The 18,967-nt window shown below is 35.0% G+C and carries 16 protein-coding genes and 1 tRNA gene; 6 read left to right on the forward strand and 11 right to left on the reverse strand.

Annotation, left to right across the window (positions count from 1 at the left end; genetic code table 11):
* The gene (locus tag U6A24_RS06575; RefSeq protein WP_324179149.1) at positions 1–1,956 is read right to left on the reverse strand and encodes a tetratricopeptide repeat protein; all 1,956 of its coding nucleotides are present in this window, start codon (positions 1,954–1,956) and stop codon (positions 1–3) included.
* Positions 1,957–2,209: 253 nt separating this feature from the next.
* Between U6A24_RS06575 and U6A24_RS06580 the strand changes: the two genes are divergently transcribed.
* The gene (locus U6A24_RS06580; protein ID WP_324179150.1) at positions 2,210–3,184 is read left to right on the forward strand and encodes a helix-turn-helix domain-containing protein; all 975 of its coding nucleotides are present in this window, start codon (positions 2,210–2,212) and stop codon (positions 3,182–3,184) included.
* Between the two features lie 492 nt (positions 3,185–3,676).
* Here U6A24_RS06580 and U6A24_RS06585 read toward each other — a convergent pair.
* Positions 3,677–3,758: transfer RNA gene (locus tag U6A24_RS06585), tRNA-Leu, on the reverse strand.
* Positions 3,759–4,074: 316 nt separating this feature from the next.
* Between U6A24_RS06585 and U6A24_RS06590 the strand changes: the two genes are divergently transcribed.
* The 4 genes from U6A24_RS06590 (at position 4,075) to U6A24_RS06605 (ending at position 9,094) form a co-directional block, all read left to right on the forward strand.
* Positions 4,075–5,466: a dipeptidase gene (locus U6A24_RS06590; protein ID WP_324179151.1), complete on the forward strand. Its 1,392-nt coding sequence runs from the start codon at positions 4,075–4,077 to the stop codon at positions 5,464–5,466.
* Between the two features lie 126 nt (positions 5,467–5,592).
* On the forward strand, positions 5,593–5,964 hold the full coding sequence (locus tag U6A24_RS06595; protein ID WP_324179152.1) for a BlaI/MecI/CopY family transcriptional regulator: 372 nt from the start codon (positions 5,593–5,595) through the stop codon (positions 5,962–5,964).
* Entirely contained in the window at positions 5,961–7,880 is a 1,920-nt protein-coding gene (locus U6A24_RS06600) for a M56 family metallopeptidase (RefSeq protein WP_324179153.1), read from the forward strand. The genes U6A24_RS06595 and U6A24_RS06600 overlap by 4 nt, the downstream gene beginning before the upstream one ends.
* 113 nt (positions 7,881–7,993) lie before the next feature.
* Complete coding sequence (locus U6A24_RS06605; RefSeq protein WP_324179154.1) at positions 7,994–9,094, forward strand: DUF4407 domain-containing protein; 1,101 nt, start codon at positions 7,994–7,996, stop codon at positions 9,092–9,094.
* 4 nt (positions 9,095–9,098) lie between these two features.
* Here the strand turns inward: U6A24_RS06605 and U6A24_RS06610 are convergent, their stop codons facing one another.
* The 4 genes from U6A24_RS06610 to U6A24_RS06625 are packed head-to-tail and all read right to left on the reverse strand — an operon-like array spanning position 9,099 to position 13,937.
* Positions 9,099–10,343, reverse strand: a complete 1,245-nt coding sequence (locus tag U6A24_RS06610) for an NAD(P)/FAD-dependent oxidoreductase (protein ID WP_324179155.1) — start codon at positions 10,341–10,343, stop codon at positions 9,099–9,101.
* A 43-nt stretch (positions 10,344–10,386) separates the two neighbouring features.
* The gene (locus U6A24_RS06615; protein WP_324179156.1) at positions 10,387–11,397 is read right to left on the reverse strand and encodes a 4-hydroxyproline epimerase; all 1,011 of its coding nucleotides are present in this window, start codon (positions 11,395–11,397) and stop codon (positions 10,387–10,389) included.
* Position 11,398: 1 nt separating this feature from the next.
* Positions 11,399–12,982 (reverse strand): aldehyde dehydrogenase (NADP(+)), encoded by a 1,584-nt coding sequence (locus U6A24_RS06620; protein WP_324179157.1) that lies wholly within the window; start codon positions 12,980–12,982, stop codon positions 11,399–11,401.
* A gap of 37 nt (positions 12,983–13,019) precedes the next feature.
* A complete protein-coding gene (locus U6A24_RS06625; RefSeq protein WP_324179158.1) occupies positions 13,020–13,937 on the reverse strand; it encodes a dihydrodipicolinate synthase family protein in 918 nt (305 codons plus the stop codon).
* Positions 13,938–14,065: 128 nt separating this feature from the next.
* Between U6A24_RS06625 and U6A24_RS06630 the strand changes: the two genes are divergently transcribed.
* The gene (locus tag U6A24_RS06630; RefSeq protein WP_324179159.1) at positions 14,066–14,914 is read left to right on the forward strand and encodes an AraC family transcriptional regulator; all 849 of its coding nucleotides are present in this window, start codon (positions 14,066–14,068) and stop codon (positions 14,912–14,914) included.
* 8 nt (positions 14,915–14,922) lie between these two features.
* Here U6A24_RS06630 and U6A24_RS06635 read toward each other — a convergent pair whose 3' ends face one another.
* From U6A24_RS06635 to U6A24_RS06655, 5 genes are all read right to left on the reverse strand, one after another.
* Complete coding sequence (locus U6A24_RS06635; RefSeq protein ID WP_324179160.1) at positions 14,923–16,116, reverse strand: ligand-binding sensor domain-containing protein; 1,194 nt, start codon at positions 16,114–16,116, stop codon at positions 14,923–14,925.
* Between the two features lie 29 nt (positions 16,117–16,145).
* Positions 16,146–17,342, reverse strand: coding sequence for an alpha/beta hydrolase-fold protein (locus tag U6A24_RS06640; RefSeq protein ID WP_324179161.1), 1,197 nt, complete (start codon positions 17,340–17,342; stop codon positions 16,146–16,148).
* A gap of 32 nt (positions 17,343–17,374) precedes the next feature.
* Entirely contained in the window at positions 17,375–17,899 is a 525-nt protein-coding gene (locus U6A24_RS06645; protein WP_324179162.1) for a DinB family protein, read from the reverse strand.
* Positions 17,900–18,091: 192 nt separating this feature from the next.
* On the reverse strand, positions 18,092–18,616 hold the full coding sequence (locus U6A24_RS06650; RefSeq protein ID WP_324179163.1) for a DMP19 family protein: 525 nt from the start codon (positions 18,614–18,616) through the stop codon (positions 18,092–18,094).
* 84 nt (positions 18,617–18,700) lie between these two features.
* Positions 18,701–18,859 carry a hypothetical protein gene (locus U6A24_RS06655; RefSeq protein ID WP_324179164.1) on the reverse strand — a complete coding sequence of 53 codons (159 nt, stop codon included), beginning with the start codon at positions 18,857–18,859 and terminating at the stop codon, positions 18,701–18,703.
* Positions 18,860–18,967 lie beyond the last annotated feature (108 nt).

Consider the following 18,967-nt stretch of genomic DNA (forward strand, 5'->3'; position numbering starts at 1 on the left):
CTAAGCATTAGGAATTTCAAGGCGCGCAAGAAAACCATCTTGAAAAATAAATTCTGTCGAACCCCCTAACTGCCTACAGAGCCCTTTTACTAATTGGTGCCCGAAATACGCTGTATCATTTTCATCTTGAACGGAATTATGGATTTTATTTCCTTTTTTTCCATTGTCCTTGATTTCCAAGAATAAGCTTTTTCCTTCCATCTTATGGATTAATTCAACCGTTCCTTGCTGATTGGCCTCAAAGGCATGTTTTATGCAATTGGTAATTAGCTCATTGGTAATTAGTCCAATGGCCAAGGCTTTACTTGAGTTTAGTGCAAAGTCACCTACTTTAATTATACTTTTAATGTTTGACTGGGTTTTTAGGTTTGTTTCCAGAATCTTGGTGAGATAGTTTTTCATGTTCACCATATCGGGCAATTCACTAGCAAACAATTCGCTATGGATGAGTGCAATGCTTTGAATTCTTTTTTTGCTTTCATTCAGAATGTCTGATGCCTCAGCGTTTTTTAGTTGAGCAATCTGAGCCGTTAACAGATTTTCAATAATCAGCAGATTGTTTTTTACACGATGATTTAACTCGTGCATTAACAAATCCTTTTCTTCTAAGCTTTGTTCTATTTGAGAGTTTTGTTTTTTAACCAGATTGTTTTGGACAGTTAATTCTTCACTAGTTCTTTTGTACTTTTTATTGAGTGAAATCAAATAAATTGTAAAAAGAATGAAAATAAAAAGACCTATCAATGGTATTACTGCCATTCTCATTCTTTGTCTTGCTTTTAAAGCTTCCAGTTCGTTTTTGCTTTGAAGCTCAGCAATCTGCTGGTCTTTTCCGGCGGTTTGATACTGTGTTTCGAGTTCTTCTATTTGCTTGTTCTTTTCTATGTTGAATATGCTATCTTTTATCTGGGTATATTCTTTAAAAGATTCCAGACTTCGTTTAGGCTGGTTCATTTTTTCGTACACATCAGATAGCAAAAGAGCCATGTCTGCTATGTTTCCAACGGAACCAATTTCTAAGGAAATGTTGTAAGCTTCTTTTGCTTCTGATAAAGCCAAATCCAAATCATCTGTTTTAAGACTAATCCGTGCCAGATATTGCAGAGACTCCGCAATTCCCATTTTGTCATTGACTTTATGACTTAGCTGTAGGCTTTCCTCTAAGGTTTTTCTGGCTTTGAGGTAATCTTTTTGTTGAATTAGAATTTTAGCAATCTTTATAGAATTAATAACGACACCTTGTGTCATCCGTCCCTCTTTAGCAATATTTAATGACTTCGTAAAATACTCTAAAGCTTTTTCATTATTATTTAAATACGAATACGCCGTTGCTACATTGGACAGTGCCATGGCTTGAAATCGTTTACTATTTATAAGCGCTGCAACACTTTCAGCACGTTGCGCATATTCCAAGGCCAGGTCATAATTCTTTAATTCCAAATGCAAAGAGGCTATATTATTTGCCGTGCTGGCCATACTCAAATTATCACCCAGCAGTTCATTAATTATCAATGATTTTTGATAGGCTTCTAGCGCCTTTGCATTATTGCCTCTTATTTTATAAAGCCGTCCTTCGGCATTGTGTAAATTACCAAGAATCATAGAGTCTTTTGTTTCTTTAGCAAGCACGATACCCTTGTTGATATAATAGAAAGCACTATCTAGTTTATCATCCTCTCGGTATAGAATACTGAAATAGTAATAGCTTTTTAATAAGCCCTTTTGATATTTTAACTCTTTAGAGATTGCTGATGCCTCATTGGCAAGTTGAAAAGCTCTCTCAGTATTTTTGTATTTAAACTCAAATGCCAAGGCATTAAGGGCGCTAACCCTTAGTGTGTCATCAGGAAAAGTTGCTATAATTTGCTCTAAACTATCTACTCTTTTTTGAAACGTATTTTGAGCACTTAACTGAAGAGAAAGTAAGGCAATGTTGATAAAAAAAGTGAAGTACAATCGCATTGGCATTACTTAAATAAGGTTAATATGTAAGAAAGGTCTTCAATTCCTTCATTTTCAATCTCTTCAACGCCATTTCAACATTTTAAATGTACAATTTATTTCTAAATTTTAGAAAATTTTACTACGTATAATTTCTAAAAAATAAGAAATTTTAATATTAACATAAATATAAAGTGTATTAAATAATTGAATTTCAATTGCTTATAAATTTTGTTTAACATGGCATGAAAATAGTTAAACAATGTACATGAAAAAGAAATATACAACACAAGTGCCGCGACTTAACCTTGATGAATTAGTTTCAAACATTAAAGGACAGGCATATATCCAACAAAAATTAAAATTTCTTGGTGGTCTTAATGGCATTTATGTTGACACCTTGTCCAACTTGGAAAACTCAGTACCAAAGCTTCCCAAAAGCTATGTACAAGATTTTTACTCAATTTACGCGCTCCAGAGTGGTACTATATCTAAAATAAATCAAACCCAACACGTAAATTTTAAAAATGATGCCATCTATGTCTCAGTACCAGGTCAAATGAAGCATTGGCAGTTTGCCGAAAATGTTGAAGGCTACTTTATAGCTTTTTCTAAAGACTATCTGCGTTCCCTGAAATATAGAAAAAATATGCTAGTAGAGTTCCCTTTTCTAGCACCAAAAACTAATATAGAGACCAATTTGCCAACCGAAGAACTAGACAAACTCACTAGATTACTTCATAAGGCACATTTCCAATTTGAAACCAAGGACAAACTTTCCTATGAACTTATACAGTTGTGGGTAATGGAAATTCTTTTACTTATTAAGCGCGCCTACATAAATACACCTAGCGGACTTCAAGATATTTCTAAGTCTGGCGCCGAAGTGGCAAATAACTTTCTGGAACGATTAGAATCACATTTCATTCAAGGCATAAAACATAATTACGTATCGAGTAAGGGTGTAAACAAATTTGCCGAAGAAATGCATATACAATACAAAGTGTTAAGCAACCACATAAAAAAATATACTGGCAAAAGCCCAAAAGCTATTATTGCAGAGCGTTATTTGTTAGCAGCTAAATGCAAACTGATTCATACAGATATTTCAGTATCAGAGATAGGCTATATTCTAGGGTTTGATAATCCTTCCTATTTTAGTAGGTTTTTTAAAAAAGGGACGGGTATATCTCCACAAGCTTACAGAGAAGACTTTGAAAAGAATATGCTAGCACCTATTTAACACCTCTTCTAAAACTTGCAGAACGGGGCCGAATGGGTTGAGTGAGTTCAAGTTGTTATCGGTTTTATATATAACTTATTGAGGAAAGTGTCTACAAAATTTTTCTGCTATAGCCAAAAATAGTGAAATGCAATGAATTTAATATAATGACTAATTAAAATGAGCCATATAGGGTGTTGTTTCCTGACTTTTCTTAAGATAAAGCTTTTTTGAAAATCGAATTGTTAGACATTAGAAATGTGGTTTAGTGTCCAAGAACAGCTCATTTCTCGAAATATAGATTTTCACGAAATGTAGGAGGGCATACTGAAGGGTTTTTAAAAAGTTTATTACACCCAAACAAAAAAATGACCGAAATATTACGGTTAAAAAAGTATGAGCGCAGATACTCCCTTCCGCTGTGCACAGGATAAACTTATCATCTCTCCCTAGTAACATCAAACTTTTAGTCATAAAAAAAAGCTTCTCATTATTGAGAAGCTTTTTTTACTGTGCGGGCGGAGAGACTCGAACTCTCACACCTCGCGGCACTAGATCCTAAGTCTAGCGTGTCTACCAATTCCACCACGCCCGCATTTTAAATTTTGTACCACTTAGGACTCAGTACAAAAACACTCACTTTTATTAGTAAGCGGGTGCAAATATAAACAATAGTTTTAAAATAAAAACAACCTTCCTAAAAAATATAAACTTTCATACCAATTCTTATATGAAATGACCGTTTGATAAATAGAATTATTTTGATTTTAGACAAGGAAGAAAATCTATGGATAGCCCTAACTATCGATACTGTTTTATGACGAAGTATAAAACCAAAAGAAACTATTTTATGCTGTTATTTTATATAATAATTGGTATTTGTACTTTTAGACCTAAATTAACTCAATTCCATGCAAGATACACACTCATACGTCCAAGAGCATAAGGATCGATTTATAAGCGAACTTATCGAACTACTCAAAATACCTTCTGTTAGTGCAGATACTGCCTACAAAGATGATGTTATAAAGACTGCTGAGGCAGTAAGCAAAAGCCTTAAGGAAGCAGGTTGTGATACAGTAGAAATTTGTGAAACGCCAGGATACCCAATTGTTTATGGTGAAAAAATTATAGATAAAAACCTTCCTACAGTATTAGTATATGGTCATTATGATGTACAACCGCCAGATCCAATGGATTTATGGGATAGTCCACCATTTGAACCTGTTATTAAAAATACGGAGATTCATCCCGAAGGGGCAATTTTTGCTCGTGGATCTTGTGATGACAAAGGACAAATGTATATGCATGTCAAGGCATTAGAGTTTATGACTAAAACCAATCAGTTACCTTGCAATGTTAAGTTTATGATCGAAGGAGAGGAAGAGGTTGGAAGTAAAAGCCTTGGTTGGTTTGTAGAACGTAATCAAGAAAAGCTTGCTAACGATGTAATTTTGATAAGCGACACTGGTATGATTGCTAAAGACGTTCCTTCCATTACAACAGGATTAAGAGGCTTAAGCTACGTCGAAGTGGAAGTTACAGGGCCCAACAGGGATCTACATAGTGGATTATATGGGGGAGCAGTAGCCAACCCCATTAATATCCTGACCAAAATGATTGCTTCGCTTCATGATGAAAACAATCATATTACAATACCCGGATTTTATGACAAAGTAGAAGAATTATCCAAAGAAGAAAGGGCTGAAATGGCTAAGGCACCGTTTTCTCTCGATGCTTATAAAAAGTCATTAGATATCAATGCCGTTTATGGTGAAGAAGGGTATACTACCAATGAGCGCAATTCGATTCGACCAACTCTTGATGTAAATGGCATCTGGGGAGGATATACTGGTGAAGGTGCCAAAACTGTAATTGCAAGTAAAGCTTATGCAAAAATATCTATGCGACTCGTGCCAAACCAGGACTGGGAGGAAATTACTGAACTCTTTAAAAAACATTTTGAAAACATTGCTCCAGAGGCTGTGACCGTAAAAGTAACTCCGCATCATGGTGGACAGGGTTACGTAACTCCTATAGATAGTATTGGATATCAGGCGGCGAGTAGGGCCTACCAGGATACCTTTGGTAAAACGCCTATCCCACAACGCAGTGGGGGAAGTATTCCTATTGTTTCGCTATTTGAAAAGGAGCTAAAAAGCAAAACTATTCTCATGGGATTTGGTTTGGATAGTGATGCTATTCACTCGCCCAATGAGCATTTTGGCGTGTGGAACTACTTAAAAGGAATAGAAACCATTCCTTTATTTTATAAATATTTCACAGAGCTTTCAAAAGCTTAAAATACACTAATTTAGGTATTTAAGGCCCAGTGGTTCCAAAAACTATCGGGTCTTTTTTGTATGCAAAATTTGTTTATTCAATTTTTTATTCTACATTTGTAGAGTTAATTCTAATTAAGTAGAGCAATGCAATTATCAAAAGCCGAAGAGCAACTCATGAAATACCTCTGGAAGCTTGAGAAAGCCTTCATGAAGGATTTACTTGATGCATTTCCAGCGCCAAAACCTGCCACAACGACTGTGGCAACATTGCTAAAAAGAATGAAAGACAAAGGTTTTGTTGATTACACTTTATACGGAAAATCCAGAGAGTATTATCCTTTAGTAAAGAAGACAGACTACTTTTCCAAGCATGTGAATGGTTTAATTAAGAATTTCTTCAATGATTCTGCTTCACAATTTGCTTCGTTTTTTACTTCAGAAACCAATATGTCAACTTCAGAGTTAGAGGAACTAAAAAAGATAGTAGATCAACAAATTCAAAAGCAAAAACAATGATAATCTATTTAGTAAAATCATCACTTTGTATGTTGCTCTTATGGGGGTTCTATATCTTGTTTTTGGAAAAGGAAAACATGCATTTTACGAAAAGGTTTTATCTAATTTTTAGCCTAATCTTTTCGCTTACTATTCCTCTAATCACGATTACCTATACAACAGATGTTTATCCTGAACCTTTGGTGGTAAAAGAACCTGCTGTTACAACTGTGGTCTTATCTGACGAGATTCCCGTAATCGAACCATCGATCAATTATGTTTCCTTACTGCTGTGGAGTTTGTATGGAACAGGGGTTTTGATTTTTGGTTTCAGGTTTATCAAAAACCTCAAAAACCTCACGAGTAAAATAAAAAACAGTGAACGGTTAAAAGAACCTTCTCATATCAATGTTTTGGTAAGTGATATTATTGTTCCTCATACATTCTTGAAGTATATATTTATATCAAAGAAGGAATATCATGAAAAAAGTATTCCCGAAGAAGTTTTGCTACATGAAAAAACACATGTAGTTCAAAAACACACTTTAGATATCCTGTTTATTGAAATCCTGCAAGTATTCTTTTGGTTTAATCCCTTATTAATTTGGATTAAAAAGTCGATGAAGCTTAACCATGAATTTCTTGCCGATCAAACCGTCTTACAACGGCAATTTTCTTTACAAACGTATATGAACCTGCTTGTTAACTATCCAAGTGACTCTAATCAAGTTGCGTTATCAAGCCCAATTAATTATTCATTAACCAAAAAACGAATCATTATGATGTCACAAAAATTTTCTAAAACCCGGGCAGCAGCTCGATTGCTGCTGCTTTTACCTATTTTACTAGGGTGTATGTTACTATTTAATAACAAAATAGTGGCCCAGCAAAGAACGGTTACTTATAAGAAAAATATTCAGGACACCCATCCCGACAAGAAGATTAGAATAAAAGTAAACGGGGATGAAATTAAGGTAAATGGCACTTCGACAAGTCTTTCAAATTTTGCAAAAACTATAGATGATCTTACAAAACAATGGAAAGATGAAGAGTTAACAGAGTTTAATTTTAGTGTTCAAATGCAAAATGCAGAGAATGGCCTTATGGAGAAACTTAATAGGGCATATCGTAACACAAGATTGTACAAAGCAAATCCAGATGGGCATGATTTAATTCCACCTGCACCGCCATTGCCTCCAGCACCGAAAGTGCATAAGGGCGAGGTAAGCGATATACCACCTCCTCCAGCCCCGGCTCCAAAAGTAAGAAAAGGGCAAAAAAGTAATATACCGCCACCACCAGCCCCAATAAAAGCACCGGCACCACCTTCTGATTTTCGGACAGAAGAACAGATCAAAGCTGAAGTGGCAAGAGTAGCTGAAGAAGCTGAACAAGTAAAGCATGAGGTTGAAATGCATCGAAGAGAAGTAGAAAGAATGCATGAAGCTCAAATTGCAAGTGCTATGGAAGTTGCAGAGCAGGCTAGACAAGTTGCGGAAGTAGCTCGCGAAAACGCAATGGTTAATGTAGAAGATGCAAGAGAGCAAGCTGAGAAAGCAAGAGCCATAGCAATGGAAAGGGCCCATAGACAAAGAGAACATTCTCACAGAGTAAGAGAAAAGTCTATGAAACAAGCCGAAATGGCAAGGTTGGAGGCAGAAAAAGTAAGAAAAATGGTAATGCAGGAAGCTAGAATGGCTAGAGAGCAGGCCATGTTAGAAAGAGGTAAAGCATTAAATGAGGCCAGAGCAGCAGCCGAAGAGGCACGAAAACAAGCTGAAAAAGCACGTAAAGAAATTTTGAATGAAGCGAGAAAGGCACGTGATAAAGTTAGAAAAGAAGCAGAGGAGGCCAGAAAAGAAGCTCGAAAAAAAATAGAAAAGGAAAGAAAGAAGCGCCAAAGAGAAAGAAAAAAGATAGATAGAGAAGGAAATTAATACTATGCTTGTTCTTACTAATAGCCAAAACTCCCTTTAGGGAGTTTTTTTCATGCAACATTTTGTTGTAAATCAACGTTATAAGTCTATTGTCAATCAAAAACCCTTAGATGATGTTAAAACGCTTTTTTATTTTGTGCTCTGGAGCTGATGCCGATATTTTAGAAAATTGCTCAGGCGGTGAACAAAACAAATATGTAGGTATTGGTGCAACAGTATTCTTTACAGCTGTTATGGCTTTTATAGCTGCTGGTTATGCCTTGTATACCGTATTCGATAATTATTTTAGTGCTATATTTTTTGGGCTAATATGGGGATTCTTAATCTTTAATTTGGATAGATTTATTGTATCTACCATTAGAAAGAAAGAGAACTTCATGGATGAACTTTTACAGGCCTCACCCAGAATTATTTTGGCGATTATTATTGCAATAGTGATCTCAAAACCACTTGAACTTAAAATTTTTGAAAAGGAAATTGATCGTGTATTACTTGAACAAAAGAATGATTTTACGTTAGCTAATCAAGAACAAATAGCTACTCAGTATACGCCTTTGGTAACTTCAATTGATGAGGAAATTAGCTCTTTAAAAGAAGAGATCACCACCAAAGAAACCGAGGTTAATAATCTGTATGAAACTTATATTGCCGAAGCCGAAGGAAGAAAAGGAACAGAGATTGTTGGTAAGGGGCCCGTATATAAAGAAAAACGAGAAAAACATGATGCGGCTCTTACAGAACTCATAGAGCTTAAAAAAACAAATTCAGATAAGATTACCACGCTTGAAGCGCAGAAGGTACAACTCGCGGTTGAATATGAGGATCAGGTAGAGAATTCTCAACCTATAATTGATAATTTTGATGGATTAATGGCACGGGTAAATGCATTGAATGAATTGCCATGGTTACCTTCATTTTTCATTTTCTTATTGTTTTTGGCTATCGAAACTTCACCAATTTTTGCAAAACTATTGTCGCCCAAGGGGGAATATGATTATAAATTGGAAGATGTAGAAGGTGAAGTTAAGACATGGGTAGCACAAAAAGAGGCCCAAAGAAAAGTAGTGTTACAAACCGATTTTGCTATTAATGATCGAGTATATGGGGATCTTACAGAAGAAGAAGAATTATACGATTATAAAAAGAAAATTGCTCGAGAAATGATGAAAAAGCAACAAGATGCTTTTTATAAACGTCAAACAGGAATTTTATAAATCTTTAAAATCTCCTATCGGGATGAAATACCTCTAGGTTTAATGAGGTTCTTTTTTCTGAAATTAGTTCTGAAACTAGCTTCCCGGTAGATGTACCCATACTCCAGCCCATCATAGCATGCCCTGTAGCAATGGTGAGGTTAGTGCATTTTTTTGACTTGCCTATATAGGGTAATCCGTCGGGTGATACAGGTCGAAGACCACAGGCGGCATTGTTTTTTTCTTCGGTAGTGAGTTTTATGTTTGGATAGTATTGTTGCGTGGCTTTGGCAATAGCTTCTACTCTTACGTTATTAATATTGTGATCAATACCATTTATTTCCATGGTTCCTGCAAAACGTGTAAAACCGTGCATAGGGGTTATGGCAACTTTGGCTTCAGCCAAAATCGCAGGCATGGTAATTCCTAGATCTCTTTCAGAATTGATTCTGTATCCCTTACCAGGTTCAAGAAGTAATTGTACTCCTAATTTTTTGCTCAATTTTTTGGACCACGATCCCGTTGCGAGGACAAATTCATCCGCTATATATGTACGTGAAGCATTACTAATTGAAATGATTTTTCCTTCTTTAGCGTTAAAATTATGAATCTCTTCATTTTTGTGAATAATCACACCAGATGATTCCAAGTAGGAGATCATTTCTTCCATAAAGGTACGCGGCGTTGTATGAGCATCACATTTATATAAAATGGCTCCTTTAGCATTTAAATCAACTTCAGGCTGCATTTTTTTTAGCTCAGAAAAGGAAATTTCTTTTACATCCAACCCTTCTTTTTTAGCAATTTCTGCAACTTGAATTTCTTCTTCAAGCATTTTTTGAGTTTGACAGATCATCAACAACCCTTTTTTTTCCAATTGAAAACTGAAGTTTTCTGTTTTTTTAATTTCTGAATATAGATCCTGGCCCATTATCGCGATATCTTTGATGGCAGGAATACCTCGAGTAACGTTTTTTATCGAACATGATTTACTAAAGGCCCATACCCATTTTAAAAAGTCTGAAGAAAGACGAGGTTTTATAAATAAAGGACTGGAAGAGTTAAACATCCATTGAATACCTTTTTTCATTACTCCAGGAGCCGCTAGAGGAATAATATGACTAGGGGCCAAGTACCCTGCATTTACATATGAAGCACCAAAATCCATATTAGATTGATCAATCACTGTTACTTGGTGCCCTTCTTTTTGTAAGTAGTATGCAGAGCAAAGTCCTATAATTCCACCGCCTATGACAATAACCTTTTTCAATTATTTAGAGAATTAATGAATAAACAATTTGTTATTATACTAATTATATTACCTGAAACCCATGAGCATATGGATCATCTTCGTCATCAATAATAATGGTATTGTAACCATATATTTTTGCCCATCCCTGAATGCTAGGAATGATGGCCTTTTTACCGGCTAGCTCGGTCTCTTCTTCAACTCTTCCTATAAAGGTACTGCCAATAAAACTTTCATGAATAAAATCTTCTCCTTTTTTCAATTTATTTTTTGTGTATAATTGCGCCATTCTTGCAGAGGTACCTGTTCCGCATGGAGATCGGTCTATAGCTTTATCTCCGTAAAAAACAGCATTTCTCCCAGAAGAATCTTGACCGATAGGATTTCCTGTCCATAAAATATGGCTTACATCTCGTATGGTTTCATTTTCTGGATGAATAAAAAGATCAGAGTATTTGTTATTAATTCTTTGTCGTAAAACTTGAGAATATTGAATCAATTGACCAGCGGTAAACTCTTGAATACCATTAAAGTTTTTTTGAGGATCAATGATGGCATAAAAATTACCTCCGTAAGCCACATCAAAAAAAAGTTCTCCTAATTCTGGACAATCAATAGTTAATCCTTCTTCTGCAAGATAAGAAGTAACATTTTTAAGCCTCACCCAATCTACCTTTTTATCTGTTTGATGATACTCAATTTCTACCAAACCTGCAGGAGTTTCCATTCGAACCTTACCTGGGATTTTTGGATTAATAAGTTTTTCTTCGATAGCAATTGTAATGGTCCCAATGGTGCCATGACCGCACATGGGCAAACATCCAGAGGTTTCTATAAATAATATGGCAACATCATTATTAGGATCGCCAGGTTCGAACAAAAAACTTCCACTCATCATATCATGTCCTCGTGGTTCGAACATTAGCCCCGTTCTGATCCAGTCGAATTCTTTGATAAAATGTTGCCGTTTTTCGCTCATTGAATTGCCTTTTAGAGCTGGGTGTCCTGTAGTTATGACTCTAACCGGGTTTCCGCAGGTGTGTGCATCGATACATTTAAAGATGGTTCTGCTCATTTTACCAAGATTCTAAAGTTTGTTTCCCGTTAACCAATCTTGAAATATCCAATGGATTTTCGTTTTTCAGCTCGTCGGGAAGAAGATTATTTGGCCAGCTTTGATAACTAAAAGGCCGTACCCATCGCTTAATTGAATGAATACCCACTGCAGTAAATCGACTGTCGGTAGAAGCGGGGTACGGGCCACCATGAAGCATAGAAGGGCAAACTTCTACTCCAGTAGGCACTCCATTAAAAATAATTCTTCCAACCCTATTTTTTAAGGTTTCGATCAAAGAATTATAGGCTGATGCCTCGTCACCCTCTGAAAGAAGAGTTCCTGTAAGTTGTCCATCAAGATTTGATATGATTTCTTCCAATTGTTGCACATTATCACATTGTACAACCATGGAAAAAGGGCCAAAAACTTCTTGATGTAAAGTCGTATTTTTTAAAAATGTTTGACCCTCTACTTTGGTGACTGTTTGCCTAGCATAATTTACTGCTAGGTCGCCTTGATACTCTGCAGTAACATCAAGACCATTCTGTTGTAAAGCAGCTGTTTTATTTTGCTCATAATTCCCAACGATATTTGGGTGGAGCATACATGATGGCTCGATTTTTATAATTTCTTGTGAAAGTGTAGTAATAAAACTATCCAGATCTCTTCCTTTTATTCCTAAAATCAGGCCTGGATTAGTACAAAATTGCCCCGTTCCTAAAGTAATAGAATTGGCATATGTTTTTGCAAGTTCTGTTCCTTTACTTTTGGTAGCTTTTGGTAAAAGGATAACAGGGTTGATGCTTCCCATTTCTGCAAATACGGGTATAGGTTCGGGTCTTTTTGCTGCCAAATCAAATAAAGCTCTTCCGCCACGAATACTTCCTGTAAAGCCTACAGCTTTAATTTTTTCATGCTGTACTAACTGCACCCCTACCTCAATCCCGGCACTGTTGAGGTTAGAAAAAACACCGCCTGGCATTCCTGTTTTTTGTATGGCTCTTTGTATAGCCGATGCTACTAATTCCCCGGTACCAGCATGCATAGGATGCGATTTTACGATTACAGGGCATCCCGCAGCAAGTGCAGCAGCTGTGTCTCCTCCGGCGGTAGAATAAGCCAGTGGAAAGTTGCTAGCTCCAAAAACTACCACAGGACCTAACGGAATCAACATTTTACGAATATCTTGTTTAGGGATAGGTGTTCTATCTGGATCTGCAGTATCTATGGTAGCATCCACCCAGGAACCTTCGGCTACCAGATCGGCAAATGCTCTTAGTTGTCCAATGGTTCTGCCTCGTTCTCCTTTGGCGCGCCCATTGGGTAATCCTGTTTCGGAAATATAGGTTTCTATGAGCACATCGTCCAGAGCCAGAATTTCATCGGCTATAGTATTCAGGAATTCGGCCTTTTGTTTTCCAGAAACTTTTCTGTATGCTTTAAAAGCTTCTGAAGCAAGATCAACAGCTTCTTCTATTTCTTCGCGAGATGCTTCATAAAACAAAGGCTCGTTTTCAAGATTCAGTTTTGGATTAAAGGTCTTGTATGTTTTCTTTCCCTTGGCAGAAAGTCGATTTCCTATATGGTTTTTACCAGTGATCATGTTTTATGTGCTATTAGTTTAATACGATGATAAATAATCAATGTAATGCTTTATAATTGGGTAAAGAAGGACGGGTTTTTATGCCGTTTTCGATAATTTCCAAGACTCTTTTACGCTCTTCACCTTCTAGAGGTAATCTTGGTGGCCTCACATTTTCAGTACCAATACCTGTAGCCACTTCGGCTAGTTTAATATTCTGTACTAATTTAGGATTAATATCCAATTCTAGCAATGGTAAAAACCATCGATAAATGTTTAGTGCTTCTTTGATTTTTCCAGCTTTTTGTAGTTCATAAATGGCAACAGTTTCAGCAGGAAATGCATCGACCAATCCTGCCACCCAGCCATTGGCACCCATAAGTAAACTTTCCAGGGCTAATGTGTCTACACCGCTAAGAATTTTTAATCGATTACCAAATCTGTTTTTGATTCGGGTTACATTTGATATATCTCTGGTCGATTCTTTTACTGCTTGAATGTTATCGAGTTCTAAAAGTTCTTCAAACATATCTAAAGTGACTTCAATTTTGTAATCAATGGGGTTGTTGTATATCATTATTGGTAAATCTGTACTTTTTGCAACTTCCTTAAAGTAAGTAGTAGTTTCTTTTTGTCCTGCTTTATATCGCATGGGCGGAAGCATCATAAGTCCATTGGCACCATCTTTTTTTGCTTTATCTGCCGCTTTAATAGCTCCTTTGGTGGTTTGTTCGGCAATATTCATAATTACGGGAACTCTACCTTTAACAATATCGATGGTAGTCGAAATTAGAATACTTTTTTCATCATCGGTAAGTGTACTTGCTTCTCCTAATGTACCTCCTAAAATTATCCCATGAACCCCTGCTTCTAATTGAGCTTTTATATTAACCTCAAACATTTTCAGATCTAATGTATCCTGATCTGTAAATTTTGTTGTTACTGCGGGCATTACACCCTTCCATTGTATTGCCATAATTAATGTTTTGGTCAAAGATATCGGGAATAACAAGGGAGAATTATTTATAAATTACCTAATTATGATACTATATTACCTTAAATAAAGGTAATTATTAATTTATTGATTAATATTGATGTAATATTATGAAAGCATTACCTTTTAAAATACCAAAATCAACTGCAGACACCCTTATTGTTCAAGAAGATAAGGGTGCAACATTTTATGATGCTTTTCATCAGCATGAAGAGATTCAGATTTCCTGGATCGTTTCTGGTGAAGGAAGTTTAATAGTTGGAGATACGGTTACCAGTTATAGGTCTGATGATATTTTAATTTTTGGAAGTCATGTTCCTCATGTATTAAAGAGTAGCGCATCGTCTCTTATGTCTTATATGATATCAGTTTTTTTTACAAGAGAATCCTTTGGGGAAAAATTTTTTAATCTTGTTGAATTTGAGAATTTATCTGGTTTTTTTAATCGTTCGGGATACGGTATTAGGGTTACTTATGAAAAAGAGAAGTTAAAGAAACGTTTTTTAGAAATTCATAAGAAGAAAAATAGGTTAGATAGGCTAATCATTTTTCTACAGATTCTGAAAATTCTGGGACAAAATAGAGGAGAAACAATTTCTAATTCTGTTTCAAAAAAGAATTATTCAGATAATGAAGGTCAAAGAATGGCGAAAGTTTTTCAATTGGTGATGAATAATTTTTATCGAGATATTACGCTTTCTGAAGTTTCTGGAATTGCAAATATGACACCCAATGCGTTTTGTAGGTATTTTAGGCAACGTACTAATAAAACTTTTTTTCAGTTTTTAACCGAAGTTCGAATTGAAAATTGTTGTAATCTTCTGTCTAAAGATCAAGAAATATCAATTGCCGAAGTTTCTTATTCAAGCGGATTTAAAAATCTATCACATTTCAACAGGAAGTTTAAGAAGATAAAAGGATTAACTCCTTCGCAGTTTAAGAAAAATCTAAACTTTTAAAACTCTAATTAACGACCATTTTTCCAAGAATAATCTACGGTAACATTTACAAAAGATTTTCCATCATAGCGATAGAGCCCTCCAAAACCACCAAACCAGAATATTCCTGAATTATCTTCAATGACTGAATGGACAGTACTTAATTCAAGCCCATCTTTTTTATAGAAATTGTTAAAAGACTTTCCATCATAGCTATATATGCCAGCATGTTCTATAGGAAACCAAATGGTGCCCGATTTATCTTCATACAAACTCCATGATTCACCTCCTTTTATAGATACTTTATTGGTGATATGAGTGAATGATGTTCCATCCCAAAAGCAAACCCCCTTATGGTGTGTCGCAAACCAAATATTACCGGATCTGTCTTCTAATATATCATTAACCGTATTGCCACAAAGCCCATCTTCTTTAGAAATATGAGTTAGTGTTATTTTTTCGACTTTTTGTTTGTTTGAAGGATCATAGATGTAGGCACCTCCGTTGGTGCCAAACCAAATATTTCCTTTACTATCTTGTATAATACTATGAACAATTTTGGCGCTTGTAACCCCTCTTGAGGTGTCTGGTTCAGATTCGGGGATAGGGAATGTGCAGAAGCTAGTGCCATCGAAGGTATCTACTCCTTCCAAGGTGCCAACCCAAAGCGTTCCTTTGTTATCAATCGCCAAGCTCCAAACATCATTGTCAATTAGTCCATCCTCTTTGGTAAATTTTATAAATCCAGTACGTTCTGTAAGGAAATTTGTAGAACCAATATTGGGATTAATTAGAGGATCATACTTGATTATTCCGTCTGAAGAGCCAAACCAAATATTACCTCGTTCGTCCTCTTTAATCTGTCTTACAACAGTTTTATGAAATACATCATGATTAGATAAATCAACAAGAGTATCCCCATTGTAGCACAAAATATTATCACCTACAAACCAAATATTTCCTTTTGTATCTTGAAATATTCTACGCAAAACAAGCATCATCTGATCTTCCACATTAAGATTTTGAAGCGGATTTCTATCATCTTGCAATGTTGATGTATTATTTTTCTTAGTAGGGTCGGTGTAAATGGAATCTTTTTTGAAAGTATTATTCTGCAGTTTATTTTTTTTGTCTTGGCCACTACAAGAAGTAATAAAAATTGAAAATAAAAGTAAGGGGTTGATAAAAATACCAATTCGAAATCTTCTTTTCGTTTTTTTCATATTCTAATAGATTTAATATTTATGAGAAATCAGTTAGAATTCTTTTTGGAGAGTGCATTGGCCTTTTCATAAAATTTTTCGGCCTTTTGATTTTGTTGTAATTCTTTATAGGTATCACTCAACCCATATAGTGGTCTTTCAGAATTTGGATGTTTTTCTGCTAAAAGGGAAAACAATTCAATTGCATTATTGTATTGCTTATTTTTTAGATAAAATTCAGCGATTAGACAACTTCTATTAACTCTTAATCTTTCTATTACTCCTGTTTTCTGAAATTCATTTATAAAAGTCTCAAAATATTTGAAATCGTTTGCTCTAATGGCATTTCGGATTAAACTAAACATCGTCCAATCTGATAAATCGGTTGGAAATCCAAATTGTGAGGATCGCTTTTTGTAGTAATCATATACATAGTCTAAACCACCAGAATTTTTGAATTCTTCAATGGTACTAAATTGTAGTTCTGGGTAGTATCTGAAATAGTTGGTAATTCCATGATAAAGTGTGGAATATGGTGTGGATCTATGTTCTTCTCCATTAAGTTCCCTATACTCCCAGGACATAGAGCTGGGGGCTTTGTTTGTTAGAAGTTTATTTAAAGTAACAGTTCCTTCAACTACTGCTCCTTCGCTTAGGTCGGAAGAGAAATATAGTGACTTGTCAAAATCAGGATGTTTGGTTAGTAAACTGTCAATTGCTGCTATTTTTTCAGAAACAGGGAAAGGACTGGCTGCAATATACGCATCAAACAAGTCTGGTTCTTTGATCATAGATTGCACTGTAAAACCTCCTGCATAGGCCCATCCAAAGAGTAATCTTTTTTGTGAGGCACGGTAGTTTGAGTCAACAAATTCTATTACCTCATGTTCTATAAAGTTTAAGAACTTTTTTGAATTGGAACTAAAATTTCTATTCCTTTCAGATTGTGTCTTTGTAATGCCAACAACAATAAATTCGGGGGTTTGTCTGAACCCAACAAATGATTTTTGTAAACTTACCGCATGTAAAAAATATCGTTGCCCATGGAGAACAAAAAGTACGGGGTATTTACTGTTGGACTCTGTATACGTAGTAGGTAAAAAGATTTGAATTTCTCTTTTTTCACCTAAAACCTTTGATTTTATAACAATGTTTTGGCCTACATAATTATTGGCTTTTTCAGTTTGTGTATAAGCCGAGTACAGTACGAAACAAGTTAGAAGAGCGATGAAGATTTTCTTTTCCATGTTAATTTTTGGTGAGATGACTATCTATTTTTCTACTTTTTTAATATACCCAAGTATGCAGACCAGGGACCAACTTCAGATTTAAATTGTTTTGCCATTACTCTGGATATTTGCGAAATATGCCCCAAATCATGAACGACCCATGTTGATAAAAGTTCTTTTAAATTAACTTCGCCTAACTCAGGATGAATTCCTTTTTTTGAAAGCTTGGTTTCATTGATTTGAAAGGACTTAAGTTCTTCTATATTTTTACTTCGGATTTCTTTAAACTCCTTTAATAATTCTTCAATTGTTCTTTCTTGATCCTTATTCATTTGAGCAAATCGGTCAAAGGGATCAAAGGTTTTATTTTCGGCTTTGGACAGAATTACTTTTGCTCTTGGAATCCAATCGGTTTTTTCGCCATGAATGAGATGTCCCACAATATCATACGCGCTCCAGGTGTTTTCTCCTTCATTATTTTCAACCCATTCTTTTGATATCCCCTGTAATAAAGATTCAAGTATCAAAGGTGTTCTTTGTAGAATTTCGATCGATTTGTTAATGTCAAAAACCATGAATTCTTTTTCTTAAATATACAACTAGCTTTATATATACTTCTTAATTTTATAATAATATCTTTTTAAGCTTAAGAGCACTACTAATTGGCATTCTATGATTTCATTTCGGATATGATTTTTTCATAGGACTAAATTGTAAATGTAGCATTGCGCTACAAGAAATTGCAATGGCTATTAATATAATACATGCTATTTCTTAAATTCAGTTTTATTTTTAATTACATATGTGATCAGTAATTTAGTAAGATTGTCGTGATACTGATAAAATTCAGAATCACATTGGTCCCAATTTTTCTTTGCTTTTTTTTCGATTAAAATCAATTCATTTTGTCTTTCAATTCTATTTTTTGGAACAATTCCGTTTTTGAATGCTGCATTGGCTTTTTTGACAATCTGAGCGGTTTTTTTTGCTCCTATTTCAAGGAGAGCTTTTACAGTCTCCTGGCTGAAATCTCCACTCGAATTGAAATAGAATTGAATGAATCCTCCATTATTTATTTCGCGTTCCAAGTTTTCTACAATAAGAAAAGTTTTTTGCGAAGAATTAAGTTTCTCAATTTTTTTTCCATATTGGGATTTTTTATTGAGGTATGAGGCAATTTTGATAACGATCGTATTCTGATTTTCAATTTTAAGAACTTTGTCTAAATCAAATTCTTGTGCGTTAGAGTAAACAAAACATAAGGATAATATAATTAGTAAAGGATTCTTCATTGTATTTACTTAAACTATAAATCAAACAAATAATAATAAAAAAAAGAGACTTTTAGTCTCTTTTAAAAAATGAAGAATAGATTGCTATTCAAAGCAAGCCCATCTATTTCCAAAATATCCTATTGCACAGATTCCCTCGCAATTGGCTTCACATTCTGCCAGGGAATCCCAAATTCCTCCACGTATGGAGTTTTGCTCTGTTTTGTTTAAAGGTTTACCGAGATTTGAAATGTTTTCTAACATGATTAAAATATATTTTAGTTAATAAATACTATTTAAACATACTAAAAAAATATCTAAATAAAATGAGATGGTTGAAAAATCAATTTTTTTGTTAATTCGAATATTGGT

The organism is Aquimarina gracilis, from assembly GCF_035285365.1.
In the GTDB taxonomy this organism is placed as follows: domain Bacteria; phylum Bacteroidota; class Bacteroidia; order Flavobacteriales; family Flavobacteriaceae; genus Aquimarina; species Aquimarina gracilis.